The organism is Nocardiopsis terrae, assembly GCF_014651695.1.
Classification (GTDB): domain Bacteria; phylum Actinomycetota; class Actinomycetes; order Streptosporangiales; family Streptosporangiaceae; genus Nocardiopsis; species Nocardiopsis terrae.
In genome coordinates this window covers 157,600-173,153 of record NZ_BMXJ01000006.1, presented here as the reverse complement: position 1 = coordinate 173,153, position 15,554 = coordinate 157,600, and the positions used below count along the sequence as shown (strand labels likewise).

17 protein-coding genes and 1 pseudogene are annotated in these 15,554 nt (G+C 71.3%); 6 read left to right on the top strand and 12 right to left on the bottom strand.

What is annotated here, in order from left to right:
• Positions 1 to 189 precede the first annotated feature (189 nt).
• The 3 genes from IE195_RS17890 to IE195_RS17880 form a co-directional block, all read right to left on the bottom strand.
• Positions 190 to 1,161 (bottom strand): hypothetical protein, encoded by a 972-nt coding sequence (locus IE195_RS17890; RefSeq protein ID WP_191272950.1) that lies wholly within the window; start codon positions 1,159 to 1,161, stop codon positions 190 to 192.
• 276 nt (positions 1,162 to 1,437) lie between these two features.
• Entirely contained in the window at positions 1,438 to 2,712 is a 1,275-nt protein-coding gene (locus IE195_RS17885) for a glutamate-5-semialdehyde dehydrogenase (protein WP_191272948.1), read from the bottom strand.
• Positions 2,713 to 2,881: 169 nt separating this feature from the next.
• Complete coding sequence (locus IE195_RS17880) at positions 2,882 to 3,709, bottom strand: helix-turn-helix transcriptional regulator (protein ID WP_191272946.1); 828 nt, start codon at positions 3,707 to 3,709, stop codon at positions 2,882 to 2,884.
• A gap of 123 nt (positions 3,710 to 3,832) precedes the next feature.
• Here IE195_RS17880 and IE195_RS17875 point away from each other — a divergent pair, with 123 nt between their 5' ends.
• Positions 3,833 to 4,888, top strand: coding sequence for an aldo/keto reductase (locus IE195_RS17875; protein ID WP_191272944.1), 1,056 nt, complete (start codon positions 3,833 to 3,835; stop codon positions 4,886 to 4,888).
• Here the strand turns inward: IE195_RS17875 and IE195_RS17870 are convergent.
• Complete coding sequence (locus IE195_RS17870; protein WP_191272942.1) at positions 4,873 to 5,328, bottom strand: type II toxin-antitoxin system PemK/MazF family toxin; 456 nt, start codon at positions 5,326 to 5,328, stop codon at positions 4,873 to 4,875. The genes IE195_RS17875 and IE195_RS17870 overlap by 16 nt on opposite strands.
• A gap of 60 nt (positions 5,329 to 5,388) precedes the next feature.
• Positions 5,389 to 5,973 (bottom strand): TetR/AcrR family transcriptional regulator, encoded by a 585-nt coding sequence (locus IE195_RS17865; RefSeq protein WP_229826281.1) that lies wholly within the window; start codon positions 5,971 to 5,973, stop codon positions 5,389 to 5,391.
• Positions 5,974 to 6,013: 40 nt separating this feature from the next.
• Here IE195_RS17865 and IE195_RS17860 point away from each other — a divergent pair, with 40 nt between their 5' ends.
• The 4 genes from IE195_RS17860 to IE195_RS17845 are packed head-to-tail and all read left to right on the top strand — an operon-like array spanning position 6,014 to position 9,955.
• Positions 6,014 to 7,270 carry an acyl-CoA dehydrogenase family protein gene (locus IE195_RS17860; protein ID WP_191272940.1) on the top strand — a complete coding sequence of 419 codons (1,257 nt, stop codon included), beginning with the start codon at positions 6,014 to 6,016 and terminating at the stop codon, positions 7,268 to 7,270.
• Entirely contained in the window at positions 7,267 to 8,103 is an 837-nt protein-coding gene (locus IE195_RS17855) for an SDR family NAD(P)-dependent oxidoreductase (RefSeq protein ID WP_191272938.1), read from the top strand. Before IE195_RS17860 ends, IE195_RS17855 begins: the two co-directional genes overlap by 4 nt.
• Positions 8,100 to 8,849, top strand: a complete 750-nt coding sequence (locus tag IE195_RS17850; RefSeq protein ID WP_191272936.1) for an SDR family oxidoreductase — start codon at positions 8,100 to 8,102, stop codon at positions 8,847 to 8,849. Before IE195_RS17855 ends, IE195_RS17850 begins: the two co-directional genes overlap by 4 nt.
• Entirely contained in the window at positions 8,846 to 9,955 is a 1,110-nt protein-coding gene (locus tag IE195_RS17845) for a phosphotransferase family protein (RefSeq protein ID WP_191272934.1), read from the top strand. The genes IE195_RS17850 and IE195_RS17845 overlap by 4 nt, the downstream gene beginning before the upstream one ends.
• Before the next feature lie 37 nt (positions 9,956 to 9,992).
• On the opposite strand, the gene IE195_RS17840 is transcribed toward IE195_RS17845, so the two are convergent.
• The 3 genes and pseudogenes from IE195_RS17840 to IE195_RS17830 form a co-directional block, all read right to left on the bottom strand.
• Positions 9,993 to 10,877 carry an alpha/beta hydrolase fold domain-containing protein gene (locus tag IE195_RS17840; protein ID WP_229826280.1) on the bottom strand — a complete coding sequence of 295 codons (885 nt, stop codon included), beginning with the start codon at positions 10,875 to 10,877 and terminating at the stop codon, positions 9,993 to 9,995.
• Between the two features lie 91 nt (positions 10,878 to 10,968).
• Positions 10,969 to 11,148 carry a DUF397 domain-containing protein gene (locus tag IE195_RS17835; RefSeq protein ID WP_191272932.1) on the bottom strand — a complete coding sequence of 60 codons (180 nt, stop codon included), beginning with the start codon at positions 11,146 to 11,148 and terminating at the stop codon, positions 10,969 to 10,971.
• Positions 11,149 to 11,150: 2 nt separating this feature from the next.
• Positions 11,151 to 11,765, bottom strand: a pseudogene (locus IE195_RS17830) (DUF5753 domain-containing protein); the annotation flags it as partial.
• A 17-nt stretch (positions 11,766 to 11,782) separates the two neighbouring features.
• Here IE195_RS17830 and IE195_RS17825 point away from each other — a divergent pair.
• Entirely contained in the window at positions 11,783 to 12,193 is a 411-nt protein-coding gene (locus tag IE195_RS17825; protein WP_225942358.1) for a DUF4276 family protein, read from the top strand.
• A 9-nt stretch (positions 12,194 to 12,202) separates the two neighbouring features.
• Here IE195_RS17825 and proB read toward each other — a convergent pair whose 3' ends face one another.
• From proB to rplU, 4 genes are all read right to left on the bottom strand, one after another.
• Positions 12,203 to 13,366 carry a glutamate 5-kinase gene (gene proB / locus IE195_RS17820; RefSeq protein WP_191273696.1) on the bottom strand — a complete coding sequence of 388 codons (1,164 nt, stop codon included), beginning with the start codon at positions 13,364 to 13,366 and terminating at the stop codon, positions 12,203 to 12,205.
• Positions 13,367 to 13,465: 99 nt separating this feature from the next.
• Positions 13,466 to 14,830, bottom strand: coding sequence for a GTPase ObgE (gene obgE, locus IE195_RS17815; protein WP_191272928.1), 1,365 nt, complete (start codon positions 14,828 to 14,830; stop codon positions 13,466 to 13,468).
• 130 nt (positions 14,831 to 14,960) lie between these two features.
• The gene (gene rpmA / locus IE195_RS17810; RefSeq protein WP_191272926.1) at positions 14,961 to 15,221 is read right to left on the bottom strand and encodes a 50S ribosomal protein L27; all 261 of its coding nucleotides are present in this window, start codon (positions 15,219 to 15,221) and stop codon (positions 14,961 to 14,963) included.
• Positions 15,222 to 15,234: 13 nt separating this feature from the next.
• Positions 15,235 to 15,546: a 50S ribosomal protein L21 gene (gene rplU / locus IE195_RS17805; RefSeq protein ID WP_191273694.1), complete on the bottom strand. Its 312-nt coding sequence runs from the start codon at positions 15,544 to 15,546 to the stop codon at positions 15,235 to 15,237.
• Positions 15,547 to 15,554: the final 8 nt, after the last annotated feature.

Here is a 15,554-nt window from a genome sequence, read left to right as displayed (position 1 = left end):
CATGACCATCGTCACCGCCACGGTATACGTACGGGGCGGATGGGGTGATTGGGGTTTCCGTGGAGGTTCGGGATTTCCGTGGGCCTTCCGGGCGCGCACGCGCACAGCGCCGACGGCGCGGGGCCGTCGGCGCTGTGCGGTGCTGGGAGGGCGGCCGCCCCTGCCGGGTCGTGCCGCTCGGGAGAGCGCCTAGAAGGCGGGGCCGGCCTCCATGGCCTCCTCGACCGTCTCGGAGCGCATCTCCTCGACCGTCTCCTCCAGCTCGTCCTCGTGCTCCTCGAACTCGGCGGTCACCTCGGCGGCCATCGTGCGCATGGCCACCTCCTCGGTGATGATGCCGCCGCGGACGCGGTTGTTGTCGCCGACCTGCGCGGTCGGGCTGTTCTGGGCGGTGGTCAGGTCGCCGCCGACGATGTTGTTGTCGATGTAGACGCCGCCGGAGACACCGGTGACGGACAGGTCGCCGTCGACGTAGTTGACGGAGGAGCAGAAGCCGTCCTGCTCACCCGCGCCGACCGCGACCGGGCCGCTGGCGTCGGCGTAGGTCGCGTCGCCCAGGACCTCGCTGTCGCACAGGATGGCGCCGGAGGAGGTACCGGAGACCGACAGGTCGCCGCGGACCACGCTGTCGAAGATGTCGGCGTACTCCGTGCCGTCAGCGGACACACCGCCGAGGCGGGCACCGGAGACGTAGAGTTCGCCCACCTGGGCGTCGATGGAGGACGCGGAGGCGTCGACCACGAAGACGAAGCCGTCGTTGTCGGCGCCCTCGGCGGCCGTGGCGCTCAGGCCAGCGACCGAGGTGCCCTCCTCCAGGTAGGTCCCGTAGGAGCCGGAGTTGACCACGTTGCCCTCGACGGAGGTGTCGGAGGCGTCGAAGTAACCGTTGCTGGAGACGGTGACCTCTCCGTCGATCTGGCCACCGAGAACGTGCAGGTTGGCGTCGCCCTCGACGGTGACGTCGCCCTGGATGACGGTGCCGTCCAGGAAGCAGCTCGCACCGGCCGGGACCTTCAGGTCCGTGGGCAGGGTGACCGCGCCGCCGTGTCCGGAGCACACGGTGACCAGGTCTGCCTGGGCGGGTGCGGCCATGAGGGTGACGCCGCCGATGGCCAGGGCAGCGGTGGCGGTGGACGCCGCGATCTTACTCCCGAGCTTCATGCGGGGGATTTCCTTTCGTCGTGACCGGTGGGGGCCGACGCTCTGGTGGGGTGCGGGAAGAGCGCCGTGTGACACCACAGTGAAAGTACCGAGAGCCGAGCGCTTTGGGAATACTTGTCCGGAGAAGATTCGCTTCTGTCCAGGTTTCCAGAAGGAAAACGGTCGTTGTGGCACAAGCTACCCCTGGAGCACGGGATCGCCTCCGGGGTAGCCGGAAACGGCGACGGCCGCCCGGTTCTCCGGGCGGCCGTTCAAGGTCGAAGCAACGGTGGGTGATTACCTCAGGTGACCGTCTCCGGTGACCACGTACTTGGTGGACGTCATTTCGGGGAGCCCCATCGGTCCTCTGGCGTGCAGTTTCTGGGTGGAAATACCGATTTCCGCACCAAAACCGAACTCGCCACCATCGGTGAAACGCGTGGAGGCGTTCACCATCACCGCTGCCGAGTCCACCCGGGAGACGAAGTACCGGGAGGTGCTGAGCGAGTCGGTGATGATCGCCTCGGTGTGCTGGGTGGAGTACTTCCTGATGTGCGCGAGCGCGGCGTCCACGTCCGGCACCACCCGCACGGCCAGGTCCATGGACAGGTACTCGGCCGCCCAGTCCTCCTCGGTGGCCTCGACCACCGTGGCACCGGTCGGGTTGGCGGCGGCGGCCTCCAGGACGCGGGGGTCGCCGTGCACGGTCACCCCGGCCTCGGCGAGGGAGGCCAGCACCCGCGGCAGGAAGGCCTCGGCCACGGCCTCGTGCACCAGGAGGGTCTCGGCGGAGTTGCACACCGAGCAGCGCTGGGCCTTGGCGTTGGTCGTGATGGCCACCGCCTTGTCCAGGTCGGCGTCGGCGTCCACGTACACGTGGCACAGGCCCTCGCCGGTCTCGATGACCGGAACGGTGGAGTCGCGGACCACGGCCTGGATGAGCGAGCCGCCGCCGCGCGGGATGAGCACGTCGACGAGTCCGCGGGCCCGCATCAGCGCATTGGAGGACTCCCGGGTGCGTCCCGGGACCATCTGGACGGCGTCGACCGGGACCCCGGTTCCGGCCAGGGCGTCGCGGAGCACCCCGATGATGGCGGTGTTGGAGCTGTAGGCGGAGGAGGAGCCGCGCAGCAGGGCGGCGTTACCGCTCTTGAGGCACAGGGCCGCGGCGTCCGCGGTGACGTTGGGGCGGCCCTCGTAGATGATGCCGACGACCCCGAGCGGGACCCGGATCTGGCGCAGGTCGAGGCCGTTGGGCAGGATCCCGCCGCGCACGGACTCACCGACCGGGTCCGGAAGCTCGACGATCTCGCGCACGGCGTCGGCGATGGCCTCGATCCGCTGCGGGTCGAGGGTGAGCCGGTCGACCATGGCCGGACCGGTACCGGCCTCGCGGGCCCGCTCCACGTCCTCGGCGTTGGCGGCGGTGATCTCGTCCGCCCGCTTGACCAGGGCGTCCGCCATGGCCAGCAGGGCCTCGTCCTTCACCGCACGGCTGAGCGGGGCGAGGTCGGCCGCCGCGTCCCTGGCACGTTCGGCTACCGCGTGGACCTCGCGCTCGATGTCACTCATGGTTTCTTCCTTGGTCGGAGGCCGCCCGGTCCGGTGGGCCCTGCCGCGTCGAAGGGCACCGGGTCAGGGGGATCACCCACAGCGTATAGCGCGCCGCCGCCGGACACACGGAGTTATCCACAGTGTGGGACGCCCGGTCCCTTCCGGAGCCGCCCCGGGCCGTGGCCGGTCAGCCGGACTCGGCCCGCAGTTTGGCCAGCGCCCGCTCGGACCCGCTCCCCGGATCGGCGGTGTGGAAGACCAGGACCTGGTCGGGGTCGTCGGGCAGGCGCAGGGTCTCGTAGGCGAGGTCGAGGTCCCCGACCGCGGGGTGGCGCAACCGGTAGCGGCCACGGGTCTTGTCGCGCACCCCGTGGGCGCCCCAGTGGCGCCGGAACTCGGGGCTGCGCTCGGTCAGCTCGGCGAGGAGGGCCTCCGTCACCGGGTCGCCCGGATGGCGCCCGGCGTCCAGGCGCAGGTAGGCCACCAGGTCCTCGGCCTTGCGGTCCCGGTCCCGGTAGACCCTCCCGTAGTCCTCGTCGAGGAACAGCAGGCGAGCCAGGTTGCGGTGGTTCGGAGGCAACGCGTCGAAGTCGGCGAACAGGGCACCGGCGAGGCGGTTCCAGGCCAGAACGTCGGCGCGGCGGCCCACCACGTAGGCGGGCACCCCCTCGGCGGCCGCCAACAGCCGGACCAGGCCCGGGCGGACCCGCTGTCCCGCGCCCCCGCCCCGTCCGGCCTCCGGGACGGCGAGGTTGTACAGGTGCTCGCGCTCGCTCGGGTCGAGACGGAGAACACGGGCGACCGCGTCGAGCACCTCCGGGGAGAAACGCAGGGCACGGCCCTGTTCGAGGCGCACGTAGTGGTCGACGCTGAGGCCGGCGACCTGGGCGAGTTCCTCCCGGCGCAGACCGGGGACCCTCCTTCGGCCCCCGTAGTCGCGCAGGCCCACGTCCTCCGGGCTCAGGCGGGCCCGGCGGGAGCGCAGGAAGTCGGAGAGTTCGGATCGTCTGTCCACGTTCCCAGTATCACCGGCCGGGCCCGGCCCGTGGTGGTCACCGCGAGACCAGGATCGGCCCGCCCTGGTACCGGCCCCCGGCAGGAACGAACCTGGGCGCAGTCGACAAGGACGGAGCGTTCGATGACGCTGGCCACACGCACCCTCGCCGGGCTGGAGATCTCCACCGTGGGATTCGGAGCCTGGGCGATCAGCGGCACCGGGTGGAAGTTCGCCTGGGGTCCGCAGGACGACCTGGAGTCGATCGCCGCCATTCGGCACGCGGTCGAGTCCGGGGTGAACTGGATCGACACCGCGCCGGTCTACGGCCTGGGCCACTCCGAGGAGGTCGTGGGCGCCGCCCTGCGCGCCCTCCCCGAGGCCGACCGGCCCTTCGTGTTCACCAAGGCCGGGCTGGTCTGGGACGACGCGGACCCCCTCGCCCCGCCACGCAAGATCCTCGACCCCAAGAGCGTCCGCCGCGAGTTGGAGGACTCCCTGCGCCGCCTCGGGGTGGAGCGAATCGACCTGTACCAGGCGCACTGGCCCGGTGACGGCCTCCCCCTCGACTTCGAGACGCCGCCGGGCGCACCCTCACCGGACGCCGTGCCCCTGGCCGAGTACTGGGCGACCTTCGCCGAACTGCGGCAGGAGGGCAAGGTCGGCGCGATCGCGCTGTCCAACCACGGTGCGGACCGGTTGGCCGAAGCCGACACCATCGCGCACGTGGACGCGATCCAGCCCCAGTTCTCCCTGTTGTCCCGCGGGGCCGCCCCCGACCTGGCCTGGGCGGCGCGCAACGGCAGTGGAGCGATCGTTTACCAGCCCATGCACTCGGGCCTGCTCAGCGGGGAGTTCTCCGCCGACCGGGTGGCCACCCTGCCGGACACCGACTGGCGCAGGACCGCCCCGGACTTCACCACTGGTCTGGAGAGGAACCTGTCCGTGGCACGCGCCCTCGGACCCGTGGCCGAGCGGCACGGGGTGCCGGTCGCCGCCGTCGCCGTGGCCTGGACCCTGGCCTGGGAGGGTGTGACCGGGGCGATCGTGGGTGCGCGTCGGCCCGAGCAGGTCGACGGGTGGCTGCCCGCCGCCTCCCTGGAACTCACCGGGGAGGACCTGGACGAGATCGCCGCGGCCCTCACCCGCACGGGGGCAGGTGAGGGCCCGGTGCATCCGCGGGATCAGCGCCAGCCGTAGCGTTCGCGCAGGACCGCGGCGATCCTCCAGAACAGCTCCTCGTCCATGACCGCGGCCTCGCGTCGGACGGCCGACTCGTCGAGCTCGAAGAGCCGGTCCACCCGAACGTGGGAGTCGCGGCCCTCCCGGTCCCAGGCGCCCGCGCCGATCGGCAGCCAGTCCTGGTGCTCGTGTTCGCCGGGGGTCCGCGAGGAGAGCATGAGGCCGTGCAGGCGGTCGCCCCTGCGGCCCACCACCAGGAGGGGGCGGTCCTTGCCCCGGGTGGCGTCCTCCTCGTAGGGCACCCAGGTCCACACGATCTCGCCCGCGTCGGCGAGCCCGTCCCGCTCCGGTGCGTACACGAGTTCCGTGGCGTTGCTCCCGGTGGGGACCTCGCGGACCGCGCCCTCGTGGGGGTGGTGCTGGCCGGGGTTGCTGTGCTGCGTCGTCTGTTGGCTCACGAGCGCATCCTAGAACGCCCCGTGTCCCCGCGGGGACGGCTTCCCTGGACCGGCCCGGGATCAGCCGAGGTCGAGCAGGGCCCTCAGGGCGCGGACGCAGTGGTCCGCCTCCGCCGCCAGGTCCGTGACCCGCTCCGCGGCTGGGACGGCCGTCCACTGGAGGGCGCGCGCCTCCACGTAGGCGGTCCAGGCACGGGCGACCGGGCCCGAGGACCCGGTGAGGCCGAGCAGGGCGCACACGCGGGTACCCATGGAGTCCCGCAGGCCCTCCACCAGCCCGCCGTCCAGGGTCACCGGCCCTCCGCCGAACACCAGCGCCAGGTAGGACTCCCGCCGCCGGTCCACCTGCTCGTGGTAGCGCTCGACGAACTGGGCGACCGCGTCCCAGCCGGTCAGTGCCTCGTCGGGGGCGGTGTTGCGCACCACCCGGCGCCCGGCGGCCGCCACGACCGCCTCGTGGAAGGCGGTCTTGTTCGGGAAGTAGTGGAACAGCAGCCCCCGGGAGATCCCGGCCTCCCTGGCGACCTCGTCGACCGCCACTTCCTGGATGGGCCGTTCCACCAGCATTCTCAGGCCGATCCCGACCAGTTGGCGCCTGCGTTCGTCCTGGGTCATCCGCGTCCGGCGCGGCTCTCCTGCGCTCACACTATTGAGCATTGCTCAATAAGGACGTAGTGTCAACGGCATGGACTTCGCACCCTCCCCCCGCGCCACCGACCTCGTCGAGCGGGTCCGCGCCTTCACGGAGACCGAGATCGACCCCGTCGAGGAGGCCTACCACCGCGACCTGGCCGCCCTCAGGGCCGACGGCGACCCCTGGCAGCCCCTCCCCGTCATCGGGGAGCTCCGCGCCAGGGCCCGCGCCCGGGGCCTGTGGAACCTCTTCCTGCCCGCGGGGCACGAGGGCCCCTACGCCGAACGCTTCGGCACCCTCGGCGGGGCCGGGCTCAGCAACACCGACTACGCCCCCGTCGCCGAGCTCACCGGCCGGTCACACCTGGCCCCGGCGGTGTTCAACTGCGACGCCCCCGACACCGGCAACATGGAGGTGCTCCTGCGCTACGGCTCCGAGCAGCAGAAGGAGCAGTGGCTGGAACCGCTCCTGGACGCACGCATCCGCAGCGCGTTCTGTATGACAGAACCCGGCGTCGCCTCCTCCGACGCCACCAACATGGAACTGCGCGCCGAGGTCGTGGGCGAGGAGGTCGTGGTCAACGGCCGCAAGTGGTGGGCCACCGGCATCGGCCACCCCGACTGCGAGATGCTCATCGTCATGGGCCTCACCGACCCCGGGGCCGACCGCCACCACCGGCACACCATGGTCATCGTCCCCCGCAGCGCCCCCGGTGTGCGCGTCGAGCGCCAACTGGACACCATGGGCTTCCAGGACGAACCCGGCGGCCACGGCGAGGTCACCTTCACCGACGTCCGGGTGCCCCTGGCCAACGTCATCGCCGGCCCCGGCCGCGCCTTCGAGATCGCCCAGGGCCGTCTGGGCCCGGGCCGCGTCCACCACTGCATGCGCCTGATCGGCCTGGCCGAGCGGGCCCTCGAACTGGCCTGCCAGCGCGGCCTGTCACGGACCGCCTTCGGCAAGCCGATCGCCAACCTGGGCGGCAACCGCGAGCGGATCGCCGACGCCCGTATCGCCATCGACTCCACCCGCCTGCTGGTACTCAACGCGGCCTGGAAACTCGACCAGGGCGGCCCCGGCAACGCCCTCAGCGAGGTCAGCCAGATCAAGGTGGCCGTGCCGAACATGGCCCAACAGGTCATCGACTTCGCCATCCAGCTGCACGGCGGGGCGGGCATGTCCAACGACTTCCCGCTGGCCGGGGCCTGGACCAGCGCGCGGGCCCTGCGCCTGGCCGACGGTCCCGACGAGGTCCACCGCGGGGTCGTCGCCCGCCTCGAACTCATGAAGCACGGAGCCAGGAGATGACCCGCCCCACCGGCACCGCACGCCGCGTCCTGGTCACCGGCGGCGCCTCCGGCCTGGGCGCCGCCCTCGTCCGGGCCCTCGCCGCACGCGGCGACCGGGTGATCGCCACCGACCTCGCCGAACACGCCCCCGACACCCTCCCCGAGGGCGTCGGGTACCTGCGCCTGGACGTGACCCGTGACGAGGACTGGGCCACCGCCCTCGACCGCGTCGAACACACCTGGGGCGGCCTGGACGTCCTGGTCAACAACGCCGGGGTGGCGGCGGGCGGACGGATCGACGTCCTCACCGTCGAGGACTGGCGCTGGATCACCGAGATCAACCTGTTCGGCGTGGTCCGCGGCTGCCGCACCTTCACCCCGCTGTTCAAACGGCAGGGCTCGGGGCACATCGTCAACACGGCCTCGGCCGCCGGGCTCGTCCACCCGCCGGTGATGAGCTCCTACAACGCGGTCAAGGCCGCGGTGGTGGCGCTCAGCGAGACCCTCACCCACGAACTGGGCCCCTACGGCATCACCACCTCCGTGGTGTGCCCGACGTTCTTCCGCACCAACCTCGCCTCCTCCCTCAGCGGCCGGGACCCCGAGGTGGAGGCCTTCGCCGCACGGCTGATCAACAGATCGAAGCTGACCGCGGACGACATCGCCGCCGAGGTGCTGAAGGGCGTCGACCGGGGCAGGCCGGTCATCCTCACCGACCGGGCGGGACGTCTCGCGCTGCGCACCAAACGCCTGATGCGTCCCCTGTACGACCGCACGATGCGCCGGATGGCCGAAGGCGTCCGCCGCCGTGTCGAGCGGGACCAGAAGAACACCACGGAGAAGCAGTCATGAGCAAGGGAACGATCATCGTCACCGGGGCCTCCGCGGGCCTGGGGGCCGAGATGGCACGGCAGTTCGCCGCCCTCGGCTACGACCTGGGCCTGTGCGCCCGGCGCACCGAGAAGATGGCCGCCCTGAAGGACGAGATCAGCGCCGCCCACCCCGACCGCCGGGTGGTGCTCAGGGCGCTGGACGTCACCGACGACGAGGCCGTCTTCCGCGTCTTCGGGGAGATCGCCGCCGAGTTCGGCACCGTGGACCGTGTCGTCGTCAACGCGGGCCTGGGCAAGGGCGCCGCACTCGGCAAGGGCCGTTTCGACGCCAACCGGCAGACCGCCATGACCAACTTCGTGGGCGCCCTCGCCCAGTCCGAGGCGGCCATGGGGATCTTCCGCGAGCAGGGCCGCGGCCACCTGGTGATGATCTCCTCGATGTCGGCCCTGCGCGGCATGCGCAAGGCCATGACCGTCTACGCCGCCACCAAGGCGGGGGTGGCCGCCATCGCCGAGGGGCTGCGCTCCGAACGCGTCCCCGGCCTGGACGTGTCCGTGGTCTACCCGGGCTACATCCGCTCGGAGATGAACGAGCACGTCGCCCAGAAGACCCGGTTCATGGTGGACACCGAGACCGGTGTGCGCGCCATGGTCGCCGCCATCGAGAAGCGCAGGGTGAGGGCCTACGTCCCGGCCTGGCCCTGGGCGCCGATCGGCTTCCTGATGAAGCGCCTGCCGCTGTCCGTGGTCAGGAAGCTGGCATGAGCGGATCCCCCGGCACCGGTTCCCCCGACGACCGTGTCGCGGGCGCCCGCGAGGTGCGCGCGGAGGACGCCTTCGACGCCGCCGCCGTGGCCGACTGGCTGCGCGGGCAGGCCGAGGACACCGCCGGGTTGGAGGGCGTCCCCGAGGTACGCCAGTTCTCCGGCGGCGCCTCCAACCTCACCTACCTGCTGCGCTACCCGGGGCAGGACCTCATCCTGCGCCGCCCGCCCGCCGGGAGGAAGGCCAGGAGCGCCCACGACATGGGGCGCGAGTACCGGGTCCAGTCCCGGCTGGCCCCGGTCTTCCCGTACGTTCCGGCGATGGTGGCGTTCTGCGGGGACGAGTCGGTGATCGGCTCGGAGTTCTACGTGATGGAACGCCTCACCGGGCCGATCCCCCGCAAGGAGCTCCCCCGCGGGGTCGACCTGTCCCCCGGGGAGGTCCGGAAGCTGTGCGTGAACGTGCTGGACCTGCTCGCGGACCTGCACGCGGTGGACACCGGGGCCGCGGGACTGGACGGGTTCGGCCGCGGCGAGGGATACGTGGCACGCCAGGTGGCCGGATGGACCAGGCGGTACCGGGCCGCCAGGACCTGGAACGTGGGTTCGTTCGGGAGGGTGACGGACTGGCTGGACGCCAACCAGCCCCCGGACCGCCGTACCTGCCTCGTGCACAACGACTTCCGGTTCGACAACGTCGTCCTGGACGCCGGGGACCCCACCCGCCCGGTCGGTCTCCTGGACTGGGAGATGGCCACCCTGGGCGACCCCCTGATGGACCTGGGAGGGGCGCTGGCGTACTGGGTGGAGGCCGATGACGACCCGCTGTTCCGGCTGTTCCGCCGCCAGCCCACCCACCTGGACGGGATGCTGACCAGAGCCGAGGCCGTGGCGTACTACCTGAGGCGCTCGGGGATCTCGCTCACCGACCGCGAGTGGGCGTTCTACGAGGTGTTCGGACTGTTCCGCCTCGCGGTGATCTGCCAGCAGATCTACTACCGGTACCACCACCGGCAGACCACCAACCCGGCCTTCCGGTTCTTCTGGCTGGCCTGCCGGCTGCTGGAACGGCGCTGCGGGAGGATCATCCGCGCCGTCGAACGCTGATTCCGCCTCCCCGGGCGCGGCCGGTGCCCGGGGAGGCTCACAGCTCCTGGACGGTCCGCAGGATCTCGGCGCGCGCCCGGCTGCCCTCGGGAACGGGGACCAGGGGGTAGACGTGGAAGGCGCCCTCCTCCTCGCTCAGGTTCACCGTGCCCCCGACCTCGGCCACCAGGTCCCGCAGGCGTCGGGTGTCGGGCAGGAAGACGTCGTGCGTACCGATGTAGAGGTCCATCGGCGGCAGGCCCGCCAGTTCCCCGTTGACCGGGCTCAGCCTGGGCAGGGACAGGTCGTCGCCGCCCGCCCAGGAGCGTGCGGCCTCCAGCAGGCCCACCGGGCTCAGCCAGGGGTCGACCGGGTCGACCTGTGAGATGTCGGGGTTGGACATGGTCAGGTCCACCCAGGGGGAGACCAGGACGAGCCGTGCGGGCCCGGGCAGGCCCGCCCCGGGCAGGGTCTGCGCCAGGGCGAGGGCGAGTCCGGCCCCGGCCGAGTCACCGGCGAACACGGTCCGCCCCGGGTCGACGCGTCCCAGCAGCTCCCGGTACACGGCCTGCAGGAAACCGAAGGCCTCCCGGTAGGTGTGCTCGGGCGCCAGCCCGTAGAGCGGCACCTCCACCCGGCACCCCGTGTCGGCCATCCGGGAGATCAGCACCCAGTGCCAGGGCGAGATCTCACTGACGTAGGTCCCGCCGTGCACGTACAGCACCGCCCTGTCGCAGGCGCCGCCCCGGGGCTCGACCGTGTACACGCCGAACCCCCCGGTCCTGCGTTCGGTGACCTCGTGGCGCAGCGCCACCCACCTGGGCGGGTCCGGATCGTCCTTGGGTTCGTAGAGCCACTCCCGGGCGCCCTCCACGGACGCCATGGGACGTTTGCGCACCACCCGGAGTGCCAGGGAGAGCACGCGCGCCACCAGACTCGTCACACCATCGCCCCCTCGTCCGGAAGTCCTCCCACGGACCCTTTCACGGACCGGCGACAGCCCGCCGTGGAGAGCCGGTGTGGCGCGGGGTGTTTCAGCCCCGCGGAAGCGAAGCGGCACGGGCGAAGGCGACCCACTCGGCCGCGCCGACCGGCAGGTACCCGGCGTCGGGGTTCTGCGAATCGCGAACGGCCGCCCCGGTGGGCAGGTCGGCCACCTCCACACAGTTGTCACCACCGGACGAGTACGAGGACTTACGGAACTCCAGCAGCATGGTCAGGCCTTCTTGTCGTGCTCGGCGGCAATGGAACCGATGAGGTCGAGGGAACCCTGCGGATCCAGCGCCAGGTTCTGTACGGCGTCGAAGACCAGCGTATGCCTATCGAAATAGGCCGGGTCCTCCACGTAGAGGGCTTCCACGACGGTGGGGATGGAGACGATGCCCGGTTCCGGGCGAGGGAAGTCGAACAGGGTGAAGGCACCGTCAGCGGCGGGGTGGGCTCCGGCCTCATCGGGCAGTACCAGCACGGTCACCTTGTAGTGCGCGGCCATCCCGACCAGAAAGCGCACCTGCTCGGCCATCACCGCGTGCGAACCGACGGCCTTCCGCAGTGCGGGCTCGTCGATGACCGCGGTCAGCAGTGGCCCGTTCGGGGCGTCGAGCACCCCGCGACGAGCCATACGAAAAGCGACCTTGCGCTCGATCTGCTCGGGAGGGATCACCCGCCCGGCCCTGAAGATGGCCTCGGCGTAGTCCGGCGTCTGCAGTACCCCAGGAATGAGGACCGTCTCATACGTCCTGATCCGAACGGCTTCCGCTTCCAGGTCAGGTAGGGGTCCGGTGAAAAGATCGGCGTATTCGTGCCAGTCGCTACGCCCGCACGCCTCCTCCTCATGACACCCCGGGCATGAGCACGCGGCTTCAGAGAGATCCTTATAGCGACGTCATTCACGTGGAGAAGACCCTGAACGAGCATGTGGGAGACCTGCGTTTTCTTCCGCATCTCGTTCTCCACGAAGCCGAGGCATGGGTTCTCGCCTGCCCCGAGGCTTTGGAAATCGTTACCGGGAAATCCGGCCTGGCAGCAGACGTGAACAACCTGACGCGCACGGCGGGCGGACCGGAACAGGTCAACGACGGCTACGACACGGCGCCTGCCAGACGCTTGGCGAAACTCTACCCGGGTTATCGCAGAACCACGGACGGCCCGGAGGCCATCCATCTGACTGGTCTCGACGAAATCCGTCGTCAGTGCCCGCACGCGGACGCGTGGTTCCGGACCCTGGAGGAGCACCTCGGAACCGGGCGGACCCGCTGAGGACAGGGGTCACAGCACCACGAGGTCGTCGCGGTGGACCAGTTCCCGTTCGTAGGAGGGCCCCATCTCGCGGGCCAGCCAGCGGGTGGAACGCCCCATCAGGTCGGGGACCTCGGCGGCGTCGTAGTTGACCAGGCCCCGGGCGACCACCACGCCCTCCTCGTCGCGCAGGTCCACCGGGTCCCCCGCGCTGAACTCGCCCCGCACCCTGATCACCCCGGCGGGCAGCAGCGACGCCTTCTCGGTGACCACCGCGTTGACCGCGCCCGGGTCCAGGACGAGGCTGCCCCGCCCCGCGGTGGCGTGCGCCAGCCACAGCTGGCGGGCGGAGGGGCGGCGGCCGTCGGCGGGGGCGAAGAACGTGCCCACCCGTTCCCCGGCCAGCGCGGCGCGGGCGTTGGCGGCCGAGGTCAGCACGGTGTGCACGCCCGCTTCGGTGGCGATGCGCGCCGAGTCCACCTTGGTGACCATGCCCCCGGTCCCCACACCGCGTTTGCCCGTGCTGCCGATGTCGATGCCGTCCAGATCGGTCCGGCCGCGCACCAGGTGCACCACCGAGGTGCCCGGATCGGCCGGGTTGCCGTCGTAGAGGGCGTCCACGTCCGAGAGCAGCACGAGGGCGTCGGCGCGCATCAGGTGTGCCACCAGTGCGGCCAGGCGGTCGTTGTCACCGAACCGGATCTCGTGGGTGGCGACGGTGTCGTTCTCGTTGACGATCGGCAGGGCGCCGATGTCCAACAGGCGGCGCAGGGTGCGCTGGGCGTTGCGGTGCTGCACCCGGCGCATCATGTCCTCGACGGTGAGCAGGACCTGGGCAGCGGTCAGGCCGTGCCCGGCCAGTTCGGCCGCGTAGGAGGACACCAGCAACCCCTGGCCGACACTGGCCGCGGCCTGCTGGGAGGCGAGGTCGTGCGGGCGGCGTGTCATCCCCAGCGGCGACATCCCGGCGGCCACCGCGCCGGAGGAGACCAGGATCACCTCCTGGCCGACGGCTCGGCGGGCGGCCAGCACCTCGACCAGGCCGCGGATCCGGCCCGAGTCGATCAGGCCGTCCGGGGTGGTCAGTGAGGAGGACCCCACCTTGACCACGACCCTGCGGGCCTCGGCGACCGCCGCGCGACCGGCGAGCTCCAGGGGGTCGATGTGCTGCTTCTCAATGTCTGCGCTGTGCACCACGAGGGGCTTTCCATCCGTGGCACGGCGCCCGCTCGGGGCGCCGTGCGCGTACCTGTGTGGGTCCGGCTGGTGTGGAGCTGCGGGTCCCCGCGCGGGTCAGCCCAGCCGGGCGTCGGTTCCGCGCGGGCCGGACGGGACGGCCTCGGCGTCCATGGAGTTGTCCCAGTCGAAGACCACCGAGTCCTCCTCGGTGCCGATGTGCACCTCGGCGCCCTGGGTGGCACCGGCCTTGGCCAGTGCCTCCTCGATGCCGAGGCGGTTCAGGCGCTCGGCGAGGTAGCCGACGGCCTCGTCGTTGGAGAAGTCGGTCTGGCGCACCCAGCGGGCGGGCTTGTCACCGCGCACCTGGAAGGCGTTGTCGCCGAGCGGCACGACCTCGAAGGGGGTGTCCCCGATCATCTTGGGCCGGATCACGATACGGGTGGGTTCGGCGGCCGGGGCGGCCGCGCGGGCGGCGGAGACCTGCTCGCCCAGGGCGAAGGAGAGTTCGCGCAGGCCCTCGCGGGAGGCCGCGGAGACCTCCATCACCCGGTAGCCGCGCTCCTGGAGCATGGGGGTGACCATGTCGGCGAGCTCGCGGGCGTCGGGCACGTCCACCTTGTTCAGGGCGACGATGCGCGGACGGTCGGACAGGTCGACCCCGGCCTGTTCCCCGTAGGCGGCCAGTTCGGCCTCCAGGGCGTCCAGGTCGCTGACCGGGTCGCGGCCCGGTTCGTAGGTGGCGCAGTCCAGCACGTGCAGGAGGGTGGAGCAGCGCTCGATGTGGCGCAGGAACTCCAGCCCCAGCCCCTTGCCCGCGCTCGCGCCCGGGATCAGGCCGGGGACGTCGGCGATGACGTACTGGGTGGCGCCCGCCTCCACCACGCCCAGGTTCGGGACCAGGGTGGTGAACGGGTAGTCGGCGATCTTGGGCCGGGCCGCGGACATCGCGGCGATCAGCGACGACTTCCCGGCGCTGGGGAAACCCACCAGGCCGACGTCGGCGATGGTCTTCATCTCCAGGCGCACGTCGAAGGCCTCGCCCTCCTCGCCCTTGAGGGCGAAGCCGGGGGCCTTGCGTTTCTTGGAGGCCAGTGCGGCGTTGCCCAGGCCGCCGCTGCCGCCCTGGGCCAGCACCAGGCGGGTTCCGTGGCCGACCAGGTCGGCGATGACCTCACCGTCGTCCCTGGTGACCACGGTGCCGTCGGGCACGGTCAGCACCAGGTCCCGGCCGTTGGCCCCGGCCCGGTGGCCGCCCTGCCCGGGGGTGCCGTTCGGGGCGTTGCGGTGCGGGCGCCGCTGGTAGTCGAGCAGCGTCGCGGACTGGGTGTCGACCTCCAGGACGACGTCGCCGCCGCGGCCGCCGTTGCCGCCGTCCGGCCCGCCCAGCGGTTTGAACTTCTCCCGGTGCACGGAGGCGCAACCATGCCCGCCGTTCCCGGCCTTGACGTGCAAGACCGCCTCGTCGACGAAGTCAGGCATAGTTCTCCCCGTTGCTCAAGGCCCCCACCGCGCGGCGGGGACCGGTACTGCACGCGTGTCACCTGTGACAACGCGAGGGGCGGGCCAGTGTTCCCTGGCCCGCCCCCGAAAAACGCTGTTACGGCGCAGCCTACTCGGCGGCGACCGGAACGATGTTGACGGCCTTGCGGCCGCGGAAGCTGCCGAACTTGACCTCGCCCTCGACCAGCGCGAACAGCGTGTCGTCGCCACCGCGGCCGACGTTGGCGCCGGGGTGGAACTTGGTGCCGCGCTGACGGATCAGGATCTCACCGGCCGAAACGGACTGACCGCCGAAACGCTTCACGCCGAGGCGCTTGGCGTTCGAGTCACGACCGTTACGGCTGGACGAAGCGCCCTTCTTATGTGCCATTTCTCCAGGCCTCCTACTTCGCCGCGATACCGGTGACGCGCACCTGGGTGTGCTTCTGGCGGTGCCCCTGGCGCTTCTTGTAACCGGTCTTGTTCTTGTACTTCATGATGTTGATCTTGGGGCCCTTGGTCTCGCCGAGGACCTCGGCGGTGACCGTGTAGCCGCTCAGCTTGCTGGCCTCGCTGATGACGTTGTCACCGTCGACCACAAGGATGGGCTGCCACGTGAGGGTGGCGCCGGTCTCGTCGGAGACCCTGTCGATGTTCAGGACGTCATCGACAGACACCTTCTCCTGTCGGCCGCCCGCTCGCACGATCGCGTACACCGGGGAAC

What these genes read in the sequence shown, in the direction of transcription:
- IE195_RS17890 (WP_191272950.1), bottom strand. Translation starts at nt 1,161, where the DNA reads ATGAAGCTCGGGAGTAAGATCGCGGCGTCCACCGCCACCGCTGCCCTG.
- IE195_RS17885 (WP_191272948.1), bottom strand. Translation starts at nt 2,712, where the DNA reads ATGAGTGACATCGAGCGCGAGGTCCACGCGGTAGCCGAACGTGCCAGG.
- IE195_RS17875 (WP_191272944.1), top strand. Translation starts at nt 3,833, where the DNA reads ATGACGCTGGCCACACGCACCCTCGCCGGGCTGGAGATCTCCACCGTG.
- IE195_RS17860 (WP_191272940.1), top strand. Translation starts at nt 6,014, where the DNA reads ATGGACTTCGCACCCTCCCCCCGCGCCACCGACCTCGTCGAGCGGGTC.
- IE195_RS17855 (WP_191272938.1), top strand. Translation starts at nt 7,267, where the DNA reads ATGACCCGCCCCACCGGCACCGCACGCCGCGTCCTGGTCACCGGCGGC.
- IE195_RS17850 (WP_191272936.1), top strand. Translation starts at nt 8,100, where the DNA reads ATGAGCAAGGGAACGATCATCGTCACCGGGGCCTCCGCGGGCCTGGGG.
- IE195_RS17845 (WP_191272934.1), top strand. Translation starts at nt 8,846, where the DNA reads ATGAGCGGATCCCCCGGCACCGGTTCCCCCGACGACCGTGTCGCGGGC.
- IE195_RS17835 (WP_191272932.1), bottom strand. Translation starts at nt 11,148, where the DNA reads ATGCTGCTGGAGTTCCGTAAGTCCTCGTACTCGTCCGGTGGTGACAAC.
- IE195_RS17825 (WP_225942358.1), top strand. Translation starts at nt 11,783, where the DNA reads ATGAGCACGCGGCTTCAGAGAGATCCTTATAGCGACGTCATTCACGTG.
- obgE (WP_191272928.1), bottom strand. Translation starts at nt 14,830, where the DNA reads ATGCCTGACTTCGTCGACGAGGCGGTCTTGCACGTCAAGGCCGGGAAC.
- rpmA (WP_191272926.1), bottom strand. Translation starts at nt 15,221, where the DNA reads ATGGCACATAAGAAGGGCGCTTCGTCCAGCCGTAACGGTCGTGACTCG.